22 protein-coding genes are annotated in these 25,073 nt (G+C 71.0%); 18 read left to right on the top strand and 4 right to left on the bottom strand.

The window, feature by feature from the left end:
* Positions 1–27: 27 nt before the first annotated feature.
* Genes FHT37_RS14405 through FHT37_RS14395 form a run of 3 tightly spaced genes read left to right on the top strand, consistent with a single transcriptional unit; the run spans position 28 to position 2,806 of the window.
* The gene (locus tag FHT37_RS14405) at positions 28–1,236 is read left to right on the top strand and encodes a heme A synthase (protein WP_183482398.1); all 1,209 of its coding nucleotides are present in this window, start codon (positions 28–30) and stop codon (positions 1,234–1,236) included.
* Positions 1,233–2,141, top strand: coding sequence for a heme o synthase (cyoE, locus tag FHT37_RS14400; RefSeq protein WP_183482395.1), 909 nt, complete (start codon positions 1,233–1,235; stop codon positions 2,139–2,141). Before FHT37_RS14405 ends, cyoE begins: the two co-directional genes overlap by 4 nt.
* Before the next feature lie 47 nt (positions 2,142–2,188).
* Positions 2,189–2,806: an SCO family protein gene (locus FHT37_RS14395; RefSeq protein ID WP_183482392.1), complete on the top strand. Its 618-nt coding sequence runs from the start codon at positions 2,189–2,191 to the stop codon at positions 2,804–2,806.
* A gap of 99 nt (positions 2,807–2,905) precedes the next feature.
* Here FHT37_RS14395 and rpoH read toward each other — a convergent pair whose 3' ends face one another.
* The 3 genes from rpoH to ychF all read right to left on the bottom strand — a co-directional run bounded on the left by rpoH (position 2,906) and on the right by ychF (position 7,952).
* A complete protein-coding gene (gene rpoH, locus FHT37_RS14390) occupies positions 2,906–3,820 on the bottom strand; it encodes an RNA polymerase sigma factor RpoH (RefSeq protein ID WP_091726835.1) in 915 nt (304 codons plus the stop codon).
* Between the two features lie 158 nt (positions 3,821–3,978).
* Positions 3,979–6,744: a CHASE domain-containing protein gene (locus FHT37_RS14385; RefSeq protein ID WP_183482389.1), complete on the bottom strand. Its 2,766-nt coding sequence runs from the start codon at positions 6,742–6,744 to the stop codon at positions 3,979–3,981.
* 113 nt (positions 6,745–6,857) lie between these two features.
* Positions 6,858–7,952, bottom strand: coding sequence for a redox-regulated ATPase YchF (gene ychF, locus FHT37_RS14380; protein WP_091726829.1), 1,095 nt, complete (start codon positions 7,950–7,952; stop codon positions 6,858–6,860).
* A 147-nt stretch (positions 7,953–8,099) separates the two neighbouring features.
* Between ychF and FHT37_RS14375 the strand changes: the two genes are divergently transcribed.
* The 7 genes from FHT37_RS14375 (at position 8,100) to FHT37_RS14345 (ending at position 14,956) form a co-directional block, all read left to right on the top strand.
* Positions 8,100–9,209 carry an FAD-dependent monooxygenase gene (locus FHT37_RS14375; RefSeq protein ID WP_183482387.1) on the top strand — a complete coding sequence of 370 codons (1,110 nt, stop codon included), beginning with the start codon at positions 8,100–8,102 and terminating at the stop codon, positions 9,207–9,209.
* A 40-nt stretch (positions 9,210–9,249) separates the two neighbouring features.
* Complete coding sequence (locus FHT37_RS14370) at positions 9,250–10,029, top strand: DsbC family protein (protein WP_147241596.1); 780 nt, start codon at positions 9,250–9,252, stop codon at positions 10,027–10,029.
* 4 nt (positions 10,030–10,033) lie between these two features.
* Positions 10,034–10,501: a DUF3429 domain-containing protein gene (locus FHT37_RS14365; RefSeq protein WP_183482384.1), complete on the top strand. Its 468-nt coding sequence runs from the start codon at positions 10,034–10,036 to the stop codon at positions 10,499–10,501.
* Positions 10,502–10,576: 75 nt separating this feature from the next.
* Entirely contained in the window at positions 10,577–12,343 is a 1,767-nt protein-coding gene (locus FHT37_RS14360) for a M61 family metallopeptidase (RefSeq protein ID WP_183482381.1), read from the top strand.
* On the top strand, positions 12,328–13,485 hold the full coding sequence (locus tag FHT37_RS14355) for a DUF3108 domain-containing protein (RefSeq protein ID WP_183482376.1): 1,158 nt from the start codon (positions 12,328–12,330) through the stop codon (positions 13,483–13,485). The genes FHT37_RS14360 and FHT37_RS14355 overlap by 16 nt, the downstream gene beginning before the upstream one ends.
* A 60-nt stretch (positions 13,486–13,545) precedes the next feature.
* A complete protein-coding gene (locus tag FHT37_RS14350; RefSeq protein ID WP_091726808.1) occupies positions 13,546–14,355 on the top strand; it encodes an enoyl-CoA hydratase in 810 nt (269 codons plus the stop codon).
* 265 nt (positions 14,356–14,620) lie between these two features.
* Positions 14,621–14,956: a DUF4148 domain-containing protein gene (locus FHT37_RS14345; protein WP_183482374.1), complete on the top strand. Its 336-nt coding sequence runs from the start codon at positions 14,621–14,623 to the stop codon at positions 14,954–14,956.
* 172 nt (positions 14,957–15,128) lie between these two features.
* Here the strand turns inward: FHT37_RS14345 and lysS are convergent, their stop codons facing one another.
* Positions 15,129–16,670 carry a lysine--tRNA ligase gene (lysS, locus tag FHT37_RS14340; protein WP_183482371.1) on the bottom strand — a complete coding sequence of 514 codons (1,542 nt, stop codon included), beginning with the start codon at positions 16,668–16,670 and terminating at the stop codon, positions 15,129–15,131.
* A gap of 52 nt (positions 16,671–16,722) precedes the next feature.
* Here lysS and FHT37_RS14335 point away from each other — a divergent pair, with 52 nt between their 5' ends.
* From FHT37_RS14335 to FHT37_RS14300, 8 genes are all read left to right on the top strand, one after another.
* Complete coding sequence (locus FHT37_RS14335) at positions 16,723–17,787, top strand: Gfo/Idh/MocA family protein (RefSeq protein ID WP_183482367.1); 1,065 nt, start codon at positions 16,723–16,725, stop codon at positions 17,785–17,787.
* 1 nt (position 17,788) lies between these two features.
* A complete protein-coding gene (locus FHT37_RS14330) occupies positions 17,789–18,385 on the top strand; it encodes an acyltransferase (RefSeq protein WP_183482363.1) in 597 nt (198 codons plus the stop codon).
* Entirely contained in the window at positions 18,382–19,485 is a 1,104-nt protein-coding gene (locus FHT37_RS14325; RefSeq protein ID WP_183482359.1) for a DegT/DnrJ/EryC1/StrS aminotransferase family protein, read from the top strand. Before FHT37_RS14330 ends, FHT37_RS14325 begins: the two co-directional genes overlap by 4 nt.
* 71 nt (positions 19,486–19,556) lie before the next feature.
* Positions 19,557–20,117 (top strand): DapH/DapD/GlmU-related protein, encoded by a 561-nt coding sequence (locus FHT37_RS14320; protein ID WP_091726783.1) that lies wholly within the window; start codon positions 19,557–19,559, stop codon positions 20,115–20,117.
* Positions 20,114–21,367, top strand: coding sequence for a DegT/DnrJ/EryC1/StrS family aminotransferase (locus FHT37_RS14315; protein WP_183482356.1), 1,254 nt, complete (start codon positions 20,114–20,116; stop codon positions 21,365–21,367). Before FHT37_RS14320 ends, FHT37_RS14315 begins: the two co-directional genes overlap by 4 nt.
* Positions 21,364–22,668, top strand: coding sequence for a lipopolysaccharide biosynthesis protein (locus tag FHT37_RS14310; protein WP_091726776.1), 1,305 nt, complete (start codon positions 21,364–21,366; stop codon positions 22,666–22,668). Before FHT37_RS14315 ends, FHT37_RS14310 begins: the two co-directional genes overlap by 4 nt.
* Positions 22,665–23,801, top strand: coding sequence for a glycosyltransferase (locus FHT37_RS14305; RefSeq protein ID WP_183482353.1), 1,137 nt, complete (start codon positions 22,665–22,667; stop codon positions 23,799–23,801). The genes FHT37_RS14310 and FHT37_RS14305 overlap by 4 nt, the downstream gene beginning before the upstream one ends.
* A gap of 37 nt (positions 23,802–23,838) precedes the next feature.
* The gene (locus FHT37_RS14300) at positions 23,839–25,071 is read left to right on the top strand and encodes a glycosyltransferase family 4 protein (RefSeq protein WP_183482350.1); all 1,233 of its coding nucleotides are present in this window, start codon (positions 23,839–23,841) and stop codon (positions 25,069–25,071) included.
* Positions 25,072–25,073: the final 2 nt, after the last annotated feature.

Below are 25,073 nucleotides of genomic sequence, written 5' to 3'. Positions count from 1 at the left end.
CGATCGCAAGGAACAGGACCCGCGCGCATGAACGGATTGGCGATCGGTTTCGATTTCGAGCCGCTGCTGGAGCTGCTGGCGATGGCCGCGCTCGTTGGCGCGGTGCCGCTGCTGGCGTGGCAATGGCGCCACCGCGGCGACACGGCCGCGCGGCGGCTGCGCGCGCTGACGGTGCTGGCGACCTTCCTGACCTTCGACCTGATCCTGATCGGCGCGCTGACGCGGCTGACCGATTCCGGCCTGGGCTGCCCGGACTGGCCGGGCTGCTACGGCAGCGCCTCGCCGATCGGGGCGAAGGCCGAGATCCTCGCCGCGCAGACGGCGATGCCCACCGGCCCGGTGACGCACGGCAAGGCCTGGATGGAGATGCTGCACCGCTACATGGCGGGCGGAGTCGGCTTCCTGCTGGTCGTGCTGGCCGGGCTGAGCTGGTGGGTCTGGCGGCGCGGCCGCCGCACCGGCGAGGCCACGCCCTCGCCCTGGTGGGCGACGCTGTCGCTCGCGTGGGTGCTGGTGCAGGGGCTCTTCGGCGCCTGGACTGTGACCATGAAGCTGTTCCCGGCGATCGTCACCCTGCACCTGCTGCTGGCGCTGGGCCTGCTGATGCTGCTGGCCTGGCAGGCCGAGTCCTACGCGCCCAAGCCGCTGCGCTGGCCGGCCGGCCTGCGGCGGGCGGTGCTGGCCTTCACCGGTCTGGCGATCGCGCAGGTGGCGCTGGGCGGCTGGGTCAGCACGAACTATGCGGTGCTGGCCTGCCAGGATTTCCCGACCTGCCAGGGGCAATGGCTGCCGCCGACCGACTTCCAGCACGGCTTCACGCTGTGGCGGGAACTGGGCCGCGGCGCCCATGGCGACTGGCTGCCCTTCGAGGCGCTGACCGCCATCCACCTGGCGCATCGCGCTGGCGCGATGGTGGTGTTCGCGGCGCTGCTGGCGCTGGCCTGGGCGCTGTGGCGCCAGGACGGGCAGCGCGGCCCGGGCGGCCAGGGCGCCGGCGGCGAAGGCCGCCGCTGGGCGCGCCGCCTGCTGGCGGTGGGCGGATGGCAGCTGGCCTCCGGGCTGTCCAACGTGGTGCTGGGCTGGCCGCTGGTGGCCGCGCTCGCCCATACCGGCGGCGCCGCGGCGCTGCTGCTGATGTGCGCGATCCTGCTGGCGCGGCTGCGTGCCGGCAGATCGTCGACCGTGATCGAGCCGGCGGCGCAGCGCGCCGGCCTCCTGACGATGGGTTCGAAATGAGTTCCGCGACGCAGGCCGCCATGCCCTCCCGCTGGTGGCAGTTCTACCAACTGACCAAGCCCAAGGTCGTGCAGCTGATCGTGTTCTGCGCGGTCATCGGCATGGCGCTGGCGATCCCCGGACTGCCGCAGGGCGACGAGTGGGTGCGGCTGATCGCCGGCACGGCCGGCATCTGGCTGGTGGCGGGCGCCGCGGCGGCCTTCAACTGCCTGATCGAGCAGCACATCGACGCCAAGATGAAGCGCACCGCCTGGCGCCCGACCGCGCGCGGCGAGCTCAGCCGCAACCAGACGCTGCTGTTCTCGGGCGGGCTGTGCGCGCTGGGCTCGGCCATCCTGTACCTGCTGGTGAACCCGCTGACGATGTGGCTGACCTTCGCCACCTTCGTCGGCTACGCGATCGTCTACACCGTCATCCTCAAGCCGATGACGCCGCAGAACATCGTGATCGGCGGCGCCTCGGGCGCGATGCCGCCGGTGCTGGGCTGGGCCGCGATGCGCGGCGAGCTCGGCGCCGAGGCCTGGCTGATGTGCCTGATCATCTTCCTGTGGACGCCGCCGCACTTCTGGGCGCTGGCGCTGTACCGCAGCGAGGACTACCGCAAGGCCGGCCTGCCGATGCTGCCGGTGACGCACGGCAACGCCTTCACGCGGTTGCAGATCTTCCTCTACACCTGGATCCTGTTCGCGGCGACGCTGCTGCCCTTCCTCACCGGCATGAGCGGCTGGCTCTACCTGGCCGCGGCGATCGTGCTCGGCCTGATGTTCTGCCATCACGCGTTCAAGCTCTGGAAGGCCTATTCGGAGGCGCTGGCGCGCAAGACCTTCCTGTTCTCGATCCTGCACCTGTCGCTGCTGTTCGGCGCGCTGCTGCTGGATCACTACCTCAGTCCCTGGCTCGGCTGAGCCGCGGACGCGCGCGCTGGCGACCTTCCTACGGATCGGATGTGCTGATGATCTCGCGACGTTTTCTCGGACTGGGCGCGCTCGGCGCGGTGGGCGCGGCGCTGCTGGCGGGCTGCGACAAGCTGGGTTTCTCCTCGGCGCCCAAGGCCAGCTTCCAGGGCGTGGACCTGACCGGCGCGGCCTATGCGCGCGGTTTCAGCCTGCCGGACCAGAACGGCCGCACCCGCACCCTCGAGGACTTCAAGGGCAAGGTGGTGGTCGTGTTCTTCGGCTTCACCCAGTGCCCCGACGTCTGCCCGACGACGCTGGCCGAACTGGCCCAGGTGAAGAAGGCGCTGGGCGCCGACGGCGACAAGGTGCAGGGCGTGTTCATCACCGTCGACCCCGAGCGGGACAAGCCGGAACTGCTCAAGGCCTACCTGGAGAGCTTCGACCCGGGCTTCGTCGCGCTGCGCGGCTCGCCCGAGCAGCTCAAGGAAGTGGCCAAGGAGTTCAAGATCTACTACGCCAAGGTCCCCGGCAAGACGCCCGACAGCTACACGATGGACCACACGGCCGCGAGCTTCCTGTTCGACCCGCAGGGGCGGGTGCGGGTGTTCTCCCGGTATGGCGCGGGGGCGACGGCGCTGATGTCGGACATCAAGGCGCTGATCGCCGGCCAGTGAGCGCGACCCCGCAATGAAGAAGGCCCCGCATCGCGGGGCCTTTCTCGTGGTGCTGGCGACGGTCGCCAGCGGGCCGCCGTCAGAAGGGCTCAGGAGGGCTCAGGCGGTCTCGGCGACCATCGCCTTGCGCATCTTCTTCATCGCCGCGACCTCGATCTGGCGGATGCGCTCGGCGGACACGCCGTATTCGGCGGCCAGCTCATGCAGCGTCATGCCGCCCGAGCCGTCGTCGTTCACCTTCAGCCAGCGCTCCTCGACGATGCGGCGGCTGCGCGGATCCAGCACCTCCAGCGCCTGCTGCAGGCCGTCGCTGGCCAGGCGGTCGCGGGAGCGCGACTCGATCACGCGGGTCGGCTCCTGCGTGTCGTCCGCCAGGTAGGCGATCGGCGCGAAGGTCTCGCCGTCGTCGTCGGTCTGCGGCTCCAGGGCCACGTCGCCGCCGGACAGGCGCGTCTCCATCTCCAGCACGTCCTCGCGCTTGACGTTGAGCTCCTCCGCCACGCGGGCGATCTCGCTTTCGGTCAGCGACGCGCGCTGCTGGTTCTCGGCACCTTCCTTCAGCGCGTGCTTCATCGAGCGCAGGTTGAAGAACAGCTTGCGCTGCGCCTTGGTCGTCGCGACCTTGACCATGCGCCAGTTCTTCAGGATGTACTCGTGGATCTCGGCCTTGATCCAGTGCATGGCGTACGACACCAGGCGCACGTTCTGGTCCGGGTCGAAGCGCTTGACCGCCTTCATCAGGCCGACGTTGCCTTCCTGGATCAGGTCGCCCTGCGGCAGCCCGTAGCCCAGGTACTGGCGCGAGATCGACACCACCAGGCGCAGGTGCGACAGCACCAGCCGGCCGGCCGCCTCCACGTCGCCCTTTTCCTTCAGGCGCGTGGCGTAGTCCTTTTCTTCCTCGGCCGTCAGCAGCGGGACGCGGTTGATCGCCGTGATGTACGCATCCAGGTTGCCGAGCGACGGCACCAGGGACCAGGGATCGCGCACCTTCAATGCAAGGCTGTTGGACATGTGTTCGTTTCTCCTGTCTCGGGCCGGTCTTCCGGCTCGATGGCTGGGGATATTAGCACTCATGGGCGGCGAGTGCTAAAGCTCCCAAAAACAGGTCAGTCCGGGAAGGGCTACCTGCCTAAATCAGTGTGAACTTGCCGTCTTAGGACCGACTTAAGTTATTGATTTGCCGAAGAAACCGGCAGCAGGAAGCTGAAAGTGGCCCCCTTGTCCGGCGCGCTGTCCACCTGGAGCTGGCTATCCATCAGCGCGAGCAGGCGCTGCGTGATGACCAGCCCGATCCCGGTGCCCTCGATGGCGCCGACCTCCCGGCCCAGGCGGTTGAACGGTTGGAAGAGCTGCGTCTTCTGGGCATCGCTCAGGCCGGGGCCGGTGTCGGCGACGCTCAGTTCGACCATCGAGTCCCCCACCCGCCGGGCGCGGAGCCACACCCGCCCGCCGGGACGGTTGTACTTGACCGCGTTGCTGAGCAGGTTGGTCAGCACCTGCTTGAGCCGGGTGGCGTCGGCGCGCAGCTCGCAGGCGTCGGAGTCCAGCTCGACCTCGATCGACACCCCCAGCCGCCGCCGCTGCGACTCGACCATCGCCAGGCTGTCCGCCGCGATCGGCTCCAGGTCGAGGTGCTCGATCCGCACGCGCAACTGGCCGGCGTCGAGCCGCGACAGGTCCAGCGTGTCGTCGATCATCTGCAGCAGGTGCCAGCCCGATTGCTGGATCTGCGCCAGCCAGCCGCGCTGCCGGGGGCTGAGGATGGGGTCGTGGTCGGCCTCGAGCAGCTGGGCGAATCCCAGCATCGCGTTCAGCGGCGTGCGCAGCTCGTGGCTCATGCGCGAGAGGAACTCATTCTTGGCGCGGTTGGCGGCGAGCTCGGCCTCGTGCACGCGCTCCAGTTCCGCCAGCCGCAGCTGCTCGCCGATGTCCTCGACGACGCCCAGCAGCCGGTAGGGCTGGCCCTGGGCATCGCGCAGCAGGCTGACGGTGGCGCGCACCGTGATGACCTGCCCCTGGGCGCCGATGTAGCGCTTGATGCGGCTGTAGCGGCCAAGTTCGCTGCGGATCAGCGCCATGCCCAGCCGGCTGTCCTCCGCCCGGTCGTCAGGGTGGGTGATCGCCATCACCGAGCGCGCCTTCAGTTGCTCGACGCTCATGCCAAGCAGCTGGCAGAAATAGGGGTTGATCTCCTGCGGCCGCGCCTGGAGGTCGCAGGACACCACGCCGATGGGCGCATGCTCGACGATGGTCCGGAAGCGCTCCTCGCTGTCGCGCAGCCGCAGCCGGGCTTCTTCGACGCGACGCGCCACGCGGGCCGTGGTGCCGGTGATGGTGAGCAGCAGCAGGCCGAGCAGCGCGGTGCCGGTGAGGCCTGCGATCGCGAAGGGCAGGGCGGTGCTGCCCTCGAGCGCCGGCAGGCCGGTGGGGCTGTAGACGACCAGGCGCCAGGCCCGGCCGGCGAAGTCCAGTTCGCGCGACTGGCTCGGCAGCGCGGCGGGCAGTTGCAGGCAGCGCGCGTCGCCGGCCAGCAGCGGGCGCTGGCCGCCGGGCGTGGCATCGAGCAGGCAGTAGTCGAGCCGGCTGGCGCGGGCCGGCAGGGCGCCGCGCAGCAGCGCTTCCGGGCGCAACGTGGCGAAGGCCACGCCCAGCGGACGCCGCGGACGCCCGGTCGCGTCGCGCGGCTCGGTCGAACCGCCCTCGTACAGCGCGCGGTAGACCACCACGCCCATCAGGGTCACGCCGACGTCCTGCGACAGCGGGAAGCTCTCGGTGGCCGCCGGCTGACCGGTGGCGATGGCGCGGTCCTGCGCCGCGCGCGCCTGCGGGATGCTGCGGATGTTGGCGCCCATCGCCGCGCGGTTGCGGGCATACGGCGCGATCAGGCGGATGGGCAGCAGCTGGTCGCGGTCGGGCGGCAGGTCGCCGGGCCGGCGGCGCTCGAAGACGCGGTAGTTGAGGTAGCCATCGGCTTGCGCCGCGCGCTCGAACGCCGGCACCTCCTGCGGCCGCAGCAGCGGCGCCCAGCCGACCGCATGCACCGCGCCGCCGGCGCGGGCGCGCTCGGCATGGGCGCGCTCGAAGTCGGCGCGGCTGATGTCCGGGGCCACCAGCAGCAGGCTGTGGTTGGCCTCCAGCGCCGTCAGCGGCATGGACAGCGTGTCGGCCAGCGTGTTCAGCGCGTTGGTCGCCTCGAGCTCGAAGGCCTGGCGGCGGCGGCCTTCCTCGTTGTCGGCGACGTGCCGGGTGGCGGCGAACAGCAGCGCGCAGGTGACGACCAGCGGCAGCGCCACGCTGAGCCGGCGCGGCGCCCAGTGCCGGCGCGGCAGGCCGAACAGCGCCAGCGACACCGGCGCCCCGATCAGCACCCCGATCGCATCGCCGACCCACCAGCCCACCCAGTGCGACGCGACCTGCGACGGTCCGATCGCGCTGGTGAGCCACAGCGCCGCGACGCCGATGCTCGGCGCGACGAGGCAGGCGACGCCGGCGGTCGCGGCAAGGAAGCGCAGCAGCTCGGCGGGCTCGCACAGCGGCGGATGGGGGCCGGTCCAGCGCCGGGCCAGCGCCGCGCCCAGCCAGGCCTGCAGCGCGCCGCCGACGGCAACCAGCAGGGGCTGCAGCAGGTCGAGGTGGCCACGTTCCATGCCGATGGTCAGGCTGACGGCCGCGCCGCCCAGCGCGATGCCCGGCAGCACGGCCGGTCCCCAGCGCAGCGCCGCGGCGACCGCGAGGCCCGCGGCGGGATAGATGGGCGAGACGAAGTCGGGCGGCAGGATCAGCCGCAGCGCCAGCACGCCGAGGACGGCGTAGGCCAGCGCGAGGGCGGCATTCAGCGCCGCGAGCCGCGCCAGCGAGCGCCGCGGCGGCGAATCCTCCGGCGCATGAGGACCGGGAGCGGCGGCGACGTTCGTGGAAGAAGGCGCTTCGGTCATGGGCACCAGCGTAGCGCCGCTGTGCGCATGCCGACACGCAGACTTGCCCGCTGCCGGGAGCCTGTCACGCGAATCCCCGGCACCCCACCGAAGCGAGGGGGCGGGGAGGTCGGTCAGACGTTGAACAGGAAGTTCAGCACGTCGCCATCCTTGACCACGTACTCCTTGCCTTCCGCGCGCATCTTGCCCGCGTCCTTGGCGCCCTGTTCGCCCTTGAACTGGATGTAGTCGTCGAAGCCGATCGTCTGCGCGCGGATGAAGCCGCGCTCGAAGTCGGTGTGGATCACGCCCGCGGCCTGCGGCGCGGTGTCGCCGACGTGGATGGTCCAGGCCCGCACTTCCTTCACGCCGGCCGTGAAGTAGGTCTGCAGGCCCAGCAGCTTGAAGCCCGCACGGATCAGGCGGTTCAGGCCCGGCTCGTCCTGGCCCATCTCGGCCAGGAACAGCGCGCGGTCCTCGTCCTCCATCTCCGACAGCTCGGCCTCGGTCTTGGCGCAGATCGCCACCACCGGGCCGTTCTGCGCCGCCGCGTATTCCTTCAGGCGGTCGAGGAAGGGGTTGTTCTCGAAACCGTCCTCCGCCACGTTGCCCACGAACATCGCCGGCTTGGCCGTGATCAGGCACAGCGGCTTGAGCACCACCAGCTCTTCCTTGCTGAAGTCGATCGTGCGCACCGGCTTGCCCTCGTTCAGCGCCGCCTCGCACTTCTTGAGCACTTCCACCAGGCGGGCCGCGTCCTTGTCGCCGCCGGCCTTGGCCAGCTTCTGCGCGCGCTGCAGGCCCTTTTCCACCGTGCCCAGGTCCGCCAGGCACAGCTCGGTCTGGATCACCTCGATGTCCGAGATCGGATCGACCTTGCCGTTGACGTGGATCACGTTGGGATCCTCGAAGCAGCGCACCACGTTGACGATCGCGTCGGTCTCGCGGATGTGCGAGAGGAACTGGTTGCCCAGGCCTTCGCCCTTGGACGCGCCCGCCACCAGGCCCGCGATGTCCACGAACTCGACGATCGCCGGCACGATGCGCTCGGGCTTGACGATCTCGGCCAGCTTCTGCAGGCGCGGGTCCGGCAGCTCGACGATGCCGACGTTGGGCTCGATCGTGCAGAAGGGATAGTTCTCGGCGGCGATGCCGGCCTTGGTCAGCGCGTTGAAGAGGGTGGACTTGCCGACGTTGGGCAGGCCCACGATGCCGCATTTGAGGCTCATGGTTGGCTTTCGGGGGAAATGCTGTTCGGGCCTGCGGCGACGCGCGCGGGCGAAACTGCCATTTTAGTCAAGCCGCCAGTCCGCGGCCGACGCCCGCTCAGCCATTGCCGGCGATCGGGGCCGTCCCGCTGCCTACAATCCCGGCCCATGGAAAAGTTCGACGTCCTGGTTCGCGGCAGTGGCTGCGTCGGCCGCAGCCTGGCGCTGGCGCTGGGCGCCCGCGGCCTGCGCGTGGCGCTGCTGGCCCGGCCGACCGCCCCGCGGTCCTCCGCCGATGTGCGCGCCTATGCGCTGAATGCGGCGTCGGTCGCGCTGCTCAGCCGCCTGCGCGTCTGGGAAGGCCTGGCCGAGGACGCCCGTACCCCCGTCCACGACATGCGCATCCACGGCGACCGCGCGGGCGCCGAGCTGCACTTCAGCGCCTGGCAGCAGGGCGCCGGCGAGCTCGCCCACATCGTCGACGCGGCCGCGCTGGAGGACCAGCTCGATGCCGCGCTGCGCTTCGCTCCGCACGTGCAGCGCGTCACCGAGGCGGTGCCCGCCGCGCTACAGGCGCTGTGCGAAGGCCGCGACACCGGGGCCGCCGAGGAATTCGGCGTCCATTACGAGCGCCACGACTACGGCCACCTGGGCGTCGCCGCCCGGCTGGTCGCCAGCAAGCCGCACCAGGGCCAGGCCTGGCAGTGGTTCCGCTCGCCGGACGTGCTGGCGCTGCTGCCCTTCGACCGGCCCGAACCGGGCCACGGCTATGGCCTGGTCTGGTCGCTGCCGCACGAGGAGGCCCGCCGCCTGCTCGCCGCGGGCCCGGCCGAATTCGAATCCGCCCTGCTGGAAGCCACCGGCGGCGCCGCGGGCACGCTGCGCCTGGCCGGTGACCGCCAGGCCTGGCCGCTGCAGCTGTGCCGGGCCGACCGGCTGTGCGGGCCGGGCTGGGTGCTGCTCGGCGATGCCGCGCATCTCGTCCATCCGCTGGCCGGCCAGGGCCTGAACCTGGGCCTGGCCGATGTCGAGGCGCTGGTCGACGTGATCGCCCGGCGTGAATCCTGGCGCAGCCTCGGCGACGAGAAGCTGCTGCGCCGCTACGCCCGGGCCCGCGTCGCGCCGACCTGGGCGATGGGCGAGCTCACCGACGGCCTGCTGCGCGGCTTCGCCAGCCAGGCGCCGGTGATCGCCCGGCTCCGCAACGAGGGCCTGCGCCTGGTCGACCGCGCCGGCCCGCTCAAGAAGTGGCTCACCGCCCGCGCGCTCGGCCATTGACACGCCCGCGCCGCCTCCCGACCGTCTTCGAAAGTCCCCCATGAAGTTCACGACCTTCCCGATCTCCCGCCAGTCGCTGGCACTGGCCGCGGCGCTCGCGGTGCTCGGCCTGACCGGCTGTTCGGCCCAGGCCAACGAGGACACCATCCGCAAGAACCTCGCCGCGGCGATGCCCAAGGAGATCAAGATCGACGAGGTCCGCCCCAGCCCGATCGCCGGGCTGTGGGAGGTGCGCATCGGCAACGAGATCCGCTACAGCGACGCGAGCGGCCAGTACCTGATCGAGGGCGACATCCTCGACCTCAAGAACCGCCGCAACGTGACGCAGGAGCGCCTGGAGAAGCTCTCGTCGGTCGACTTCGCCACGCTGCCGCTCAAGGACGCGATCGTCTGGAAGAAGGGCGACGGCAAGCGCCGCATCGCCGTCTTCGCCGATCCGAACTGCGGCTACTGCAAGCGCTTCGAGAAGTCGCTGCAGGAGGTGGACAACATCACCGTCTACACCTTCGTGATCCCGATCCTGGGCGGCGACTCGCCCGAGAAGTCGCGGGCCGCCTGGTGCGCCAAGGACAACACGCTGGCCTGGCGCAACTGGATGATCGACGGCTACGCGCTGCCCAAGGCCGAGGCCGCGTGCGACGTCGCCGCGATCGACCGCAACCTGGCGCTGAGCCAGAAGATCCGCGTGACCGGCACGCCGGCGATCCTCTTCGAGGACGGCACCCGCGCGCCGGGCGCGCTCAGCCCGCAGCAGCTCGAGAAGCGCCTGCAGGCCGTCCAGGCCCCGGACAAGGCCGACAAGACCCCGAAGAAATCCTGATCCGATGAACGACCGCACCGCCCACACCGCCCCGGCCCACGCCGGCTCGGCCGCCGTCAACCCGATCGCCTTGCGGCTCGGCTACGCCGGGCTCATCCCCTTCGTCCTGGGCGCGGCGCTGGTCTGGCTGGTGCGCGCGGACGCCCATCCCTACGTCACCGACGGCCTGTCGCGTTACGCGGCCATCGTGATCAGCTTCCTCGGCGCCATCCACTGGGGTCTGGGCTTCCGCCAGACCATCCCGTCGCCGGCGCCCTTCATCTGGGGCGTGGTGCCGGCGCTGCTGGCCTGGATCGCCTCGACGATGCCGCCCTACGCCGGGCTGGTGATCGAGGGCTTCCTGCTGATCGGCTGTTATGTCGCCGACCGCAAGCTCTATCCCTCGCTGGGCGCGTCGGCCTGGCTGACGCTGCGTTTCCGGCTGAGCGCGATCGCCGCGCTGAGCTGCTTCATCGCCGCGCAGGGCACCTGAAAACCCTGAGCGGCGCCTGAACGAGAACCGCCCAGCCGCATGTCGCGGCGGGCCCAGGCTTGGTAGGCTGTTCCCATGACCGCAAGCCCCACGATCCACTACCGCATCGCCGTCGCCGACCCGCATGCGCACCGTTTCGAGGTCACCCTCACCGTGCCGGCGCCCGAGCCGCGCCAGGCCCTCAGCCTGCCGGTCTGGATTCCGGGCAGCTATCTGGTGCGAGAGTTCTCCCGCCACCTCGGCGCCGTCAGCGCGCGTCAGGGCAACCGCGAGGTCCTCGTCACGCAGACCGCGAAGAACCGCTGGGAATTCGACTGCGCCGGCCGTGGCGCGCTGGTCGTCAGCTACCCGGTGTACGCCTTCGACACCTCGGTGCGCGCCGCCTTCCTGGACGCGCATCGCGGCTTCTTCAACGCGACCAGCCTGTGCCTGCGCGCGCATGGCAAGGACCAGCTGCCGCACCGCGTCGAGCTGAGCGGCCTGCCGGCGGGCTGGGAGGTCGCGACGGCGATGACGCCCATCGAGGGCGCGCCGCTGCAGTTCGAGGCCGCCGACTACGACGAACTGGCCGACCACCCCTTCGAACTGGGACCGTTCTGGCGCGGCGAGTTCATCGCCGGCGGCGTGCCGCATGAGTTCGTCGTCGCCGGCGCGCTGCCCGTTTTCGACGGCGAGCGGCTGCTGCGCGATGCGCAGAAGCTCTGCGAGGCCCAGATCGCCTTCTGGCACTGCGGCAAGGGCAAGCCGCCGATGTCGCGCTACGTCTTCCTGCTCAACTGCACCGACGACGGCTACGGCGGCCTGGAGCACCGCGCCAGCACCGCGCTGATCGCCTCGCGGCGCGACCTGCCGCGGCTGGGGCAGGTCGAGGTGTCCGACGGCTACGTCAAGCTGCTGGGCCTGATCAGCCACGAGTACTTCCACACCTGGAACGTCAAGCGGCTGCGCCCCGACGTGTTCGAGCGCTACGACTACGAGCAGGAGAACTACACCGAGCTGCTGTGGTTCTTCGAGGGCTTCACCTCCTATTACGACGACCTCTTCCTGGTGCGCACCGGCCTGATCGACGAGGCCCGCTACCTGAAGCTGATCGCGCAGACCTTCACCCAGGTGCTGGGCGCGCCGGGGCGCAAGCACCACAGCGTGGCGCGCTCCAGCTTCGAGGCCTGGACCAAGTACTACCGCCAGGACGAGAACACGCCCAACGCGGTGGTCAGCTACTACGCCAAGGGCGCGATGGTGGCGCTGGCGCTGGACCTGTCGCTGCGCGGCGCGGAGAAGAGCGACAAGCCGGCGTCGCTGGACGACCTGATGCGCGGCCTGTGGAAGGACACCGGCGGCGGTCCGGTCGACGAGGCGCGCATCCTGGGCAAGCTCGCGGACCTGGGCGGCGAGGCGATCGCGCAGACGCTGTCGACCTGGGTGCATGGCACCGACGACCTGCCGCTGCCGCAACTGCTCGAGCGCATGGGCGTGCGCTGGTGCCTGGACAAGCCGACGCTGGCGCAGCGGCTCGGGCTGCGGGTGTCGGAGAGCGACGGCGTCGTGACGGTCAAGCAGGTGCTGCTGGACAGCGCCGCGCTGGCCGCCGGGCTGAGCGCCGGGGACGAGATCGTCGCCTGCAACGACTGGCGCGTGCGCAAGCTCGATGACCTGCCGCTGACGCTCAACCACGTCGATCCGCAGCGCCTGGAGCTGCTGGTGGCGCGCGACCAGCGCATGCTGTCGCTCGCCCTGACGCTGCCCACGCAGGACAGCGCCGCGCGGCCGGTCTGCCTGGGCCTGCTGGAGAAGGCGCCGGCACGGGCGCAAAGCCTGCGGCGCGCATGGCTGGGCGGCTGAACGCCGCTTCCGGCGACGTCGGCAGAGGGCCGCGCCTGCGCCGCGGCACCGCCGCGCTGGGCGGGCTGACGGCGGCCGTGCTGGCCGCCCACCTCTGGCTGCTGAGCGGCGCCCGCGAGCTCCACGAGCGCTGGATGCCGGACACGCCGGAGCCGGACCGGATCGAAGCGGTCTTCGTCCAGGAACTGAAACCGGCCGCGCCGCCGCCGCCGGCCACCCCGGAGAAGGCCGGCCCGCCGGGCACGCCCCGACGGATCGTCCCGTCCATTCCCTCGCTGGGCGAGGGCCCGGCGCCGCTGCCGCCCGATCCCGTCGCCAGCGAGCCGCCGCCGGAGCTGCAGGCCCTGGCGATGCCGCCGGCCCTGGCGGTGTCCGATGCGGTCGGCGAGTGGACGCCCGGCATCGAGTGGCCGCTGTCGACCGAACTCGACTACCGCCTGACCGGCGACTACCGCGGCGCGGTCCACGGCGACGCGCGCGTGCAATGGCTGCGGGACGGCTCGCATTACCAGGTCCACCTCGAGGCCTGGATCGGCCCGAGGATCGCGCCGCTGATGTCGCGCCGGCTGAGCAGCGACGGCGAGATCACGCCGCTGGGCCTGCTGCCGCGGCGCTTCGACGAGGTCACCGGCGGACTGGCCGGCGGCAACCGGCAACTGACGCTGCGCTTCGAGGACGGCGGCGTGCGCATGGCCGACGGCCGCCGGGAACCGATGCCCGATGGCACGCAGGACGCGGCCAGCCAGTTCGTGCAGTTCACCTGGCTGTTCCTCACCGGCCGGCAGGCGGCGCAGGGCGACCTGTTGATCCAGCAGTCGCTGGCGCTGCCGCGCAATCTCCACCTGTGGCGTTACCGGGTGACCGGCCTGGAGGAGGTCGCGACGCCGCTGGGGCCGATCCCGGCCTGGCATGTGGACTCGGACATGGACGACACCCGCGGCGACATGCAGGCCGAGTTCTGGCTGGCGCCGTCGCTGCAGTACCTGCCGGTGCGGGTGCGACTCTGGCAGAACCGCGCGAAGGACCCGCGCACGCACATCGACCTGGTGCTGAAGGCGCCGCCGAAGCAGGCCTTGGCTCCCGCGACGGCCGCGCCCGCCGCCAGCGCCGCGGTGGAGGCGGCGTCCACGGCGGGTCGGTGAAGGCGCGCTCCCGGACCAGCGCCCTATAGTTGCCGCCATTCCAAGTTGAAGGAGACCTCCATGATTCAAGCCCTGACCGGCGTCGCGTTCGAGAACATTCTGGTCGAGGTGGCCGGCACCGGCGACCGCAAGACCGGCGTGATCCGGCTGCATCGCCCCAAGCAGCTGAACGCGCTGAGCGATCCGCTGATGGACGAGCTGGGCCGCGCGCTGCTGGCCTTCGACGCGGACGACGGCATCGGCTGCATCGTGTTGACCGGCAGCGAGCGCGCCTTCGCCGCGGGTGCGGACATCCCGACGATGGCGCCGCACACCTTCATGTCGGCGTTCAAGAGCGGGCTGATCTCTAAGAACTGGGAGACCATCCTGCAGGTGCGCAAGCCGGTGATCGGCGCGGTGGCGGGCTTCGCGCTGGGCGGCGGCTGCGAGCTGGCGATGATGTGCGACTTCATCATCGCGGCGGACACGGCGCGCTTCGGCCAGCCGGAGATCAAGCTGGGCATCATCCCGGGCGCCGGCGGCACGCAGCGCCTGCCGCGCGCCGTCAGCAAGAGCAAGGCCATGGACATGCTGCTGACCGCGCGGATGATGGACGCGGCCGAGGCGGAGCGCGCCGGGCTGGTGTCGCGCGTCGTGCCCGCCGAGCAGCTGATGGCCGAGGCGCTGACGGCGGCGGAGACGATCAACGGCTTCAGCGGGCCGTCGACGATGCTGATCAAGGAGCTGGTGAACCTGGCCTACCAGGGGGGGCTGAAGGAAGGCGTCGCGATCGAGCGCCGCCACTTCCATGCGCTGTTCGGCAGCGACGATCAGCGCGAGGGCATGGAAGCTTTCCTGGCCAAGCGGGCGCCGGTCTTCAAGCACAGCTGAAGGGGAAGGGCTTGCACAGGCTGCTGGCCCTCACCCCTTCCCTCTCCCGCAAGCAAGCGGGAGAGGGGGACATACCGGCAGCGGTGCGCTTCTTCCCCCAATCGGCCGTGGAGGGTCCCCATCATTGCGGACCCCGATTGAAACAATCCTTGATCCCGATCGGTGTACGGTTCGCACACCAGCGCAGGATTGTTGACGATCCTTGAATGGATCTTTCCAGAATACCTAGTGTTTCCCCTGAGGTCTGGCGCCTAGAGTTCAGCCCATGGACGACGCGGAGTGCGGAGTCCGGTGCCACGAACCGATAGGAACCGCCATGAACACGCTGACCAAGACCGCCCTGATCGCCGCCGCTTTCCTGAGCGCCAGCGCCACCTTCGCCGCCGAACCGGTGGAAAAGACCCGTGCCGAAGTCATCGCCGAACTGCAAGCCGCCCGCGATTCCGGCGAAGTCGCCGCGCTGAGCGCCGAGCAGGCTGGCGTCGGTGCCCTGAACAACGGCATCAACGCCCCGACGGCCACCCAACTGGCCGCCAAGGCCTCCGCCCAGAAGACCGCCGCCAAGAAGGGCGCGTCGAACGAAGGCAACGCCGCCAAGTAAGGCGTGCCGCTTCCCCCTCGACACTGCCGGGCGCACCGGCCGGCCAGGGGGAGGCCAAAAGGAAAAGGGACACCTCACGGTGTCCCTTTCTGCTTTGGGGCCTTCTTTTCTTACTCCCTCTCCCGCTTGCGGGAGAGGGCAGGGGTGAGGGCCAGCAGCCGTCCGCCTTCGCTCACCCCTCGCGCCGCAGCGCCGGGAACAGGATCACGTCGCGGATCGACGGGCTGTCGGTGATCAGCATCATCAGCCGGTCGATGCCGATGCCGCAGCCGCCGGTGGGGGGCATGCCGTACTCCAGCGCGCGGATGAAGTCCGCGTCGAAGAACATCGCCTCCTCGTCGCCGGCGTCCTTGTTGGCGACCTGCGCCTGGAAGCGCGCGGCCTGGTCCTCGGCGTCGTTCAACTCGGAGAAGCCGTTGGCGTACTCGCGACCGGTGATGAACAGCTCGAAGCGCTCGGTGATCGTCGGATCCGCGTCCGAGGCGCGCGCCAGCGGTGAGACCTCCACCGGGTAGTCGACGATGAAGGTCGGCTCCCAGAGCTTCTCCTCCACCGCCGCCTCGAACAGCGCGAACTGCAGCGCCGACAGTCCCCAGTGCGCCGGCGCCTCTTCGCCCAGCGCCTTCAGCCTGGCGCGCAGCACCTGGGCGTCATCGGCCTCGGCCTCGCTCACGCCGGCGTGCACGATCAGCGACTGGCGCACCGACAGCCGCGTGAACGGCTTCTCCAGATCCACCGGCTTGCCGGCGTAGCTCACCACCGCGCTGCCGGTCGCGGCGCGCGCTGCGTGGCGGATCACTTCCTCGGTGAAGCTCATGACCTCCTGGTGGGTCCAGTAGGCCGCGTAGAACTCCATCATCGTGAACTCGGGGTTGTGCCGGACGCTGATCCCCTCGTTGCGGAAGTTGCGGTTGATCTCGAACACGCGCTCGAACCCGCCCACCACCAGGCGCTTCAGGTAGAGCTCCGGCGCGATGCGCAGGTACATCTCCTGGTCCAGCGCGTTGTGATGCGTGATGAAGGGCTTGGCGTTCGCGCCGCCCGGGATCGGGTGCAGCATCGGCGTCTCGACCTCCAGGAAGCCGTTCTCCACCATGTACGAGCGGATCGACGACACCGCCTTGGAGCGCGCCACGAAGCGCTCGCGCGCCTTGCCGTCGGAGATCAGGTCGGCATAGCGCTGGCGGTACTTCTGCTCCTGGTCGGCCATGCCGTGGAACTTGTCCGGCAGCGGGCGCAGCGACTTGGTCAGCAGCCGCAGCGTCGTGACCTTGACCGACAGCTCGCCGGTGCGGGTGCGGAAGAGCGTGCCCTCGGCGCCCAGGATGTCGCCCAGGTCGAAGTGCTTGAAGTCGTTGTAGACCTCCTCGCCCAGCGCGTCCTTCGAGAGGAACAGCTGGATCGCACCGGTGGCGTCCTGCAGCGTGGCGAAGCTGGCCTTGCCCATGATGCGCTTGAGCATCATGCGGCCGGCCACCGTCACGGCGACCGCCTGCGGCTCGAGCTCCTCATTGGCGAGCTCGCCGTACTGCGCCTGCAGCGGCTGGGCGCGGTGCTGGGGTTTGAAGTCGTTGGGGAAGGCCGCGACGCCCCGGGCTTTGGCCTTCTCGCGGATGGCGGCGAGTTTCTCGCGGCGTTCGGCGATCAGCTTGTTGTCGTCTTGCGCGGGCGCCGCTTGGTCGGCGCCGGTGTGGGGGGCTTGGGGCTGGCTCATCGTGGACCTGGAAAAAGCTGGGCGCGATTTTAGGCTCTTAAAATCGCGCGCCATGCCTCAGTTCCCCATCCTGGACCGCCCGGTCCGTGTCGCCCTCGTCGGTTGCGGCCGCATCTCGAAGAACCACGTCGAGGCGCTGACCCGCCACGCGGGTCGCGCCGAACTGGTCGCCGTCTGCGACACCCGCCCCGAGGCCGTCCAGGCCGCGCTGACCCAGACCGGCCTGCCGCCGGAGCGCGGTTTCGCCTCGCTGGACGCGCTGCTGGCGGGCTCGGACGCCGACCTGATCGTCCTGTCCACGCCCAGCGGCCTGCACGCGCAGCAGGCCATCGCCTGCGCCCAGGCCGGCCGCCACGTGCTCAGCGAGAAGCCGATGGCGACCAAGTTCGAGGAAGGCCAGGCCATGGTCCGGGCCTGCCGCGACGCCGGGGTCAAGCTCTTCGTCGTCAAGCAGAACCGCCTCAACGCGACGGTGCAGCTGGTCAAGCAGGCGCTGGACCAGGGCCGCTTCGGCCGCATCTTCATGAGCACGGTCAACGTGTTCTGGACCCGCCCGCAGAGCTATTACGACGCCGCCCGCTGGCGCGGCCGCTGGGACATGGACGGCGGCGCCTTCATGAACCAGGCCAGCCACTACGTGGACCTGCTGGACTGGCTGGTCGGCCCGGTCGACAACGTGCATGCCTACACGGCCACGCTGGACCGCGACATCGAGGCCGAGGACACCGGCGTGCTGGCGCTGCGCCTGCGCCACGGCGGCCTGGCCAGCATCAACGTGACGATGCTGACTTATCCGCAGAACCTGGAAGGCTCGATCACGATCCTGGGCGAGAAGGGCACGGTCAAGATCGGCGGCACGGCGGTCAACAAGATCGAGCACTGGGCCTTCGACACGCCCCACCCCGACGACGAACTGGTGAAGAACGCCAGCTACGAGACCGCCAGCGTCTACGGCTTCGGCCACGCGGCCTACTACGACAACGTCATCCAGACGCTGCGCGGCGAGGCGCAGGCGCAGGTCGACGGCTACGAGGGCCTGCGCTCGCTGGAGCTGCTGATCGCCGCCTACCGCAGCGCGCGCGACGGCCAGCGCGTCGGCCTGCCGCTGGTGTTCTGACATGGGCTGGTGGAAGCACGACAGCGCCATCGTCGACGACGGCGCGCAGCTCGGCGACGGCACCAAGGTCTGGCACTTCAGCCATGTCTGCGCCGGCGCGCGCATCGGCGAGGGCTGCTCGCTGGGGCAGGGCGTCTATGTCGGCAACGACGTGGCCATCGGCCGCAACGTGAAGATCCAGAACAACGTGTCGGTCTATGACGCGGTGACGCTGGAGGACGACGTCTTCTGCGGCCCGTCGATGGTCTTCACCAATGTGTACAACCCGCGCTCGGCGGTGCCGCGCAAGAACGAATACCGCCACACGCTGGTGAAGCGCGGCGCGACGCTGGGCGCCAACTGCACCGTCGTCTGCGGCGCGACGATCGGCGAGTACGCTTTCATCGGCGCCGGCGCGGTCGTCAAGGGCGACGTGACGCCGTATGCGCTGATGGTGGGCGTGCCGGCGCGCCAGATCGGCTGGATGAGCCGCCATGGCGAGAAGCTGGACCTGCCCGTGGAAGGCCAGGGCCGCGCGGCCTGTCCGGCGAGCGGCGATCTCTACGAACTCAACGGCCGGGCGCTGCGCCTGGTGGATCCCACGGAGCCCCAGGCATGAGCCTTCCCTTCATCGACCTCAAGGCGCAGTACGCCGCCCTGAAGACCACCATCGACGCGCGCATCCAGCGTGTGCTCGACCACGGCCAGTACATCATGGGCCCCGAGGTCCAGGAGCTGGAAACGGCCCTGGCCGCCTACGCCGGCACGCGCCACTGCATCACCGTGGCCAGCGGCACCGAGGCGCTGCTGATCGCGCTGATGGCGCTGGACCTGCAGCCCGGCGACGAAGTCATCACCACGCCCTTCACCTTCGCCGCGACGGCCGAGACCATCGTGCTGCTGGGCGGCGTGCCGGTGTTCGTCGACATCGAGCCGGACAGCTGCAACCTGGACGCCGCGCTGATCGAGGCCGCCATCACGCCGCGCACGAAGGCGATCATGCCGGTCAGCCTGTACGGCCAGGTGTGCGACATGGACGCGATCAACGCGATCGCGGCGCGGCACGGGAACATCCCGGTCATCGAGGACGCGGCGCAGAGCTTCGGCGCGACGTACAAGGGCCGCAGGAGCTGCGGCCTCTCGACCTGGGGCGCGACCAGCTTCTTCCCGAGCAAGCCGCTGGGCTGCTACGGCGACGGCGGCGCGCTGTTCACCGACGACGACGCGCTGGCGCAGGCCGCGCGCGAAATCCGCGTCCACGGCCAGAGCCAGCGCTACACGCACACGCGGGTGGGCGTCGGCGGGCGCATGGACACCCTGCAGTGCGCGGTGGTGCTGGGCAAGCTGGAACGCTTCGACTGGGAGATCGAGCGGCGCCTGGCCATCGGCGAGCGCTACCAGCAGCTGATCGGCGAGCTGCCGCTGCAGCGCCTGGCCGTGCGCGAGGACCGCGATTGCGTCTGGGCGCAGTTCACCGTGCAGGTGGACGAGCGCGAGGCGGTGGTCCAGGCGCTCAAGCAGGCCGGCATCCCGACCGCGATCCACTATCCCAAGCCGCTGCACCGCCAGCCCGCCTACGAGCAGCGCTGCCGCATCGCGACGCCGCTGACGCATGCCGAGGCCGCGGCGCGGCGCGTGATGAGCCTGCCGATGAGCGCCGACCTCACCGAGGCCCAGCAGGACGAGGTCGTCGCCGCGCTGCGCGCCGCGCTGGCCTGAGCGCCGCGCGCGCCCGGGCCGTCACCGATCTCATCCCTTCCGATCAACCCCTGGACAAGGCCACCAACGCGATGCTGCTGGGCTACACGCTGGATGCGGTGCGCGCGCGGATCCGCGCGCGCGTCGCGGCGTGCCTGGGGCTGCGCGTCGGCACACGGGCCCAGATCCATCCCGGCGCGCGGGTGCGCTGCGGCGCGGGCAGCGCGCTCGGCGCGGGATCCATCCTGTACCGCGACGTCCAGCTGCTGGCCAGCGGCCCCGGCAGTTTCCGCATCGGCGTGCGCAGCCACATCGCGCCGGGCGGCTACCTGCTGATCGGCCAGCAGCGGCTCACCATCGGCGACGACGTCGCCATCGGTCCCGGCCTGATGCTGTTCTGCGAGTCCAACGCGGTCACCGCCACCGGCCTCTTCCGCGAGCACTACCAGCGCGCCGACATCCGTATCGGCAGCAACGTGTTCCTCGGCGCCCGCGTGACGGTGCTGCCCGGCAGCGTGATCGAGGACGGCGCGGTGGTCGCCGCGCACGCCGTGGTGCGCGGCCACCTCCCCGGCGGCTGGGTCTACGGCGGCGTGCCGGCCCGGCCGCTCCACCGGGTCGACGGCGCGCGTCCGCCGTCGTCGTCCTCATGAAGGGTCATGTCGCCGGCGCGCTGCGCTGGCGCGACCTGCCGGCGGCGCTGTGGCACTGGCTGCGGCGCGGCACCGCCAGCCTCGAGGACTTCCGCGTCGCCTTCGCGCGCAGCCTGGGCCTGGACCCGGCGGTCGACGGCGAGGTGCGCCTGTTCGGCAGCGGCCGCGCGGCGCTGCACGCCTTCACCGCGTCGCTGGATCTGCCGCCCGGCTCGGAAGTGCTGCTGCCGGGCTACACCTGCGTGGTCGTGCCCAATGTCTTCATGCATCTGGGGCTGGCGGTCCGCTACGTCGACATCGCGCGCGACGACTTCAATCCCACGCCCGATGCGATCTCCGACGCCATCAGCGACGAGACCCGGCTGGTCGTGGTGCCGCACAACTTCGGCCTGGTCACCGAGGGTCTGGACGAGCTGCGCATGCAGCACCCCGACGTCGTCTTCGTCGAGGACGCGGCCCACGCCTGGGGCAGCACCGACGCGGTGGGCCGTCCCGTCGGCACGCTGGGCCATGCGGCCTTCTTCAGCTTCGAGTACTCCAAGCCGCTGACCACCGGCATCGGTGGCGCGCTGGTCATCCATCACCCGCCGTCGCGGGAGCGCTTCGCGACGCGCCTGCCGGCGCTGCGGGCGCCGTCGACCGGCACCATCCTGCGGCAGCTGCTGACGCTGTGCTGGCACCGCTTGACGATGAGCCTGCCGCGCCCGGCGCTGAGCGCGCTGACCGCGCTGCTGCGCGCGCCATCGCGGATGCTGGGCGTGGTGGCGAAGACGCCCGACAGCGAGGTCGCCGGCGACACGCAGCCCGACTACCGCGCCGGCCTGCATCCGCTGAGCGCCGCGGTCGGATGGACGCAGGCGCGTCGCTTCGACGCGATCCATGCGCTGCGCCGCGCGCAGGCCGCGGACTTCGACGCGTTGCTGACGAATCTGCCGGGCTGGGAATGGCCGGTGCGCGCGCCCGGCGCCGTGCTGCTGCGCTACCCGCTGCTGCTGCCCGATGCGGCGTCCCGCGACGCCGCCGTGGTGGCGCTCGAGGCGGCGGGCATCGTCGGCGGCACCTGGTTCGACGATGTCGTCCATCCGCGCGGCAGCCGCCGCTTCGGCTACACCGCGGGCGACTGCCCGCAGGGCGAGCGCGCGGCCCGCACCGTGCTCAACCTGCCGCTGGGCCTGCATGCGCGGCTGAGCGCCTCGCAGCGGGCTGCGGTGCGTGCGATCGCGGAGCGTCACGGAGGCCAGCTCCGATGACCGTCCGCCGCCGCTTCGCCCAGCTCGCCGGCGCGTCCATGCTGACGCAGGCGATCCCGATGCTGATCGCGCCGCTGCTGACGCGCTGGTACGGCGCCGAGGCGCTCGGGCATTGGGCGCTGTTCGTCGCGCTGGCCGCCAACCTCGCCACCATCGCCAACGCGCGCTACGAATTCGCGATCGTCCTGCCGCGTCGCGACGGCGAGGCGGCGCTGGTGCTGCAGCTGGCGCTGTGGATCGCCCTGGCCATGGGGCTGCTGACGGCCGCCGGCGCCGGCCTCTGGCACCTGCTGATGGCCCAGCATGCGCGGCTGGGCGGCCGCTGGGTGTCGCTCGCGCAACTGGATCCGTGGCTGCTGATGCTGGCGCCGGTGGTCGCGCTGGCCGGCATGCAGCAGGCGCTGAGCCTGTGGAACAACCGCCAGGCCCGCATCGACGTGATCGCGCAGGCGCGCGTGCTGCAGCAGGGTGTGATGGCCGCGGCCCAGGCGCTGGCGGCGCTGGGCGGCTTCGCCGGCGTGGCGGCGCTGGTGCTGTCGCAGAGCCTGGCCGCGCTGCTGGCGCCGCTGTGGCTGCTGCATCGCGGCGCGCGCTGGCGCCGCGCGACGCGGCTGGACCAGGCCGGCAAGTCCTGGCATTGGCGCCACCTGCGCCGGCTGGCCTGGCGCTACAAGCAGTTCCCGCTGCTCAACAGCCCGCATGCCTTCGTCAACGCGGCGCAGGAGACGCTGGTGCTGGCGATGATCGCCGCCTGGGCCGACGCCGCCACGGCCGGCTACTACGCGCTGATGGTGCGGCTGGTGAAGGCGCCGGCGACGCTGGTCGGCGGCGCGCTGTCCGAGGCGCTGCTGGGCGAGCTCGCCCGCGACTGGCAACGCGGCGTCGACCTGCGTCCGCGCCTGCTGCGCGGCATCCGGCTGCTGGCGATGGTCGCGCTGCCCGGCATGGCGGTGCTGATCGCCGTCGGCCCGGCGCTGTTCGGCTGGCTGCTGGGCGAGGACTGGACCACCGCGGGCGAGTACGGCCGCTGGATCGCGCCCTACGTCGCCGCGCATTTCATCGCCGCGCCGCTGACCGTCACGCCGATGGTCACCGGCCGGCAGCGCGGCGCGCTGGCCTTCAGTCTGGTCGGCAACGCGCTGTACGTGCTGCCGGTCGCGCTGGTGCTGAGCGCCGGCGGCGCGCTGACGACGGCGCTCGGCGCCATCGCGGTGCTGCTGCCGATCTATTTCGCGATCTACCTGGCGTGGCTGGTGCGCGGCTCGGCGCCGCGGCCCGTCGCCCATGGAGTGCCTGCATGAGACTGGTCCTGATCGGGGACGGCGAGAGTCCCCACCTGCTGAAATGGGCGCGCGCGCTGTCGCAGCGCCGCGAAATCGAGCTGTGGGCCGCGTCCACCCGCGGCTTCGCGCCCGAGTTCCATTTCCTGATCCCCGAGGACCGCCGCCTCGCGCTCAACACCGATCCCGCGCATGGCGGCGGCAACATCGCGGTGCTCAAGCAGCTGCCGGCGCTGGGGGCGTGGCTCAAGAAGGTCGATGCCGACTGGCTGCATGCGCATTACCTGACCTCGCACGGCACGCTGGCCTGGGCCGCGCGCCGCGGCTGGAAGCTGCGCGCGCGGATCGCCGGCTCGGCCTGGGGCAGCGACATCCTGGTCGCGCCCGGCCAGGGCTGGGCCTACCGCTGGCTGACGACGCAGGTGCTCAAGGCCTGCGCGGTGACGACCTCCGATTCCGAATTCATGAGCGCCCGCATGCGCGAGCTGGGCGCGGCCGAGGTGATGACCTTCCCCTTCGGCCTGGAGCAGCTGCCCAAGCAGAACGTGCGCAAGCAGCCCTGGCTGTTCTACGCCAACCGCGGCCTGGAGCCGATCTACCGCCCGCACCGCGTGATCGAGGTCTTCGCCGCGATCGCGGCGAAGCAGCCCGAGGCGCGCCTGGTCGTCGCCAACGACGGCTCGCTGCGCGGCGCGCTGGAGGCGCAGGTGCGCGCGCTGGGCCTGGCGGAGCGGGTCGAGTTCACCGGGCGGCTGGACGCCACCTCGCAAGGGCGCCGCTATGCGCCGGCGCGCTGGTTCCTGAGCCTGCCGGAGAGCGATTCAGTGTCGGTGTCGGTGCTGGAGGCGATGGCGCACGAGTGCCTGCCGCTGCTGTCCGACCTGCCGGCCAACCACGAACTGCTGGGCACCGCCGGCAGCCTGGCGCTGGGGCAGCCCGACACGCTGCTCGGCCGCCATGGCCTGATCCTGAAGGACGACGAGGACCTGGGCGCGCTGCCCGACCGCCTGCGGATGCTGGTCGGCCAGGCCGACGTGGCCGGCCAGGCGGTCGACGCCGACCGACTGGGCGCGGCCAACCGCGCCTGGGTGGCGGCGCATGCGATGTTCGGTCCCGCCGTCGCCCGCTTCGTCGACCGCCTGCAACGCGCCTGAGGCGCCCGACCCGCGAGAGCCTTTCCCCGACGTCCCCATGAAGCTGCTGCTGATCAACCACTACGCCGGCTCGCCGAAACACGGCATGGAGTTCCGCCCGTTCTACCTGGCCCGCGAATGGGTCCGGGCGGGGCACCAGGCGCTGATCCTGGGCGCGTCCTACTCGCACGTGCGCACGACCCAGCCCGAGCCCGGCATGGCCGCGATGAGCGGCGTGAACTACCTCTTCTACGACACGCCCGAGTACCAGGGCAACGGCATGGGCCGGGTCAAGAACATCTGGTCCTTCTGCCGCCAGGTCTGGAAGGACGCCGACATCCTGGCGCGCGAATTCGCGCCGGACGTGGTCATCGCCTCCAGCACCTATCCGATGGACGTGTGGGTGGCGCGCCGCGTGGCCAAGCTCGCGAAGGCCAAGCTGGTCTACGAGGTCCACGACCTGTGGCCGCTGTCGCCGATCGAGCTGTCGGGCATGTCGAAGTGGCACCCGTTCGCGATGCTCTGCCAGAAGGCCGAGAACGACGCCTACCGCGATGCCGACGTCGTCGTCTCGATGCTGCCCAAGGTCCACGCGCACATGGCCGCGCACGGGCTCGACCTGAAGAAGCTGCACATCGTGCCCAACGGCATCACGCTGGATGAATGGTCGGAGCACGGCGAGCCGCTCGAGCCCGCGATCCAGGCGCACCTGGACGCCGAGCGCGCGGCCGGTCGCACCGTCGTCGGATATGCCGGCTCGATGGGCGAGCCCAACGCCCTGGATGTACTGCTGGACGCGGCGAAGCTGCTGAAGGAGCGCGCCGACCCGGCCGCGAAGGCGCTGAGCGTCGTGCTGGTCGGCGGCGGCCATCTGCGCGAGCACCTCGAGGCGCGCGTGCGCGACGAGGCGATCGGGAACGTCGCGATGTTCCCGGCGATCCCGAAGGCGCAGATCCCGTCGCTGCTGAAGGGGTTCGACATCGCCTACATCGGCTGGCAGCGCACGCCGATCTACCGCTTCGGCATCGCGCCCAACAAGCTGATGGACTACCTGATGGCGCAGCGGCCGGTGCTGCACTCGGTGGAGGCCGGCAACGATCCGGTGGCCGAGGCCGGCGCCGGGCTGACGGTGCCGCCGCAGGACCCGAAGGCCGTCGCCGACGGCCTGCTGACGCTGGCCGCGGTGCCGGCCGGGGAGCGCGCCGAGATGGGGCGCCGCGGTCGCGAGTTCGTGCTGGCGAATCACACCTACCCGGTGCTGGCGCAGCGCTTCATCGACGCGGTGTCCTGAGC

The organism is Mitsuaria sp. BK037 (assembly GCF_014193045.1).
GTDB lineage: Bacteria > Pseudomonadota > Gammaproteobacteria > Burkholderiales > Burkholderiaceae_C > Roseateles.
Note: the sequence above shows the minus strand (reverse complement) of the source record. Positions and strands in the feature narration are given on the sequence as shown.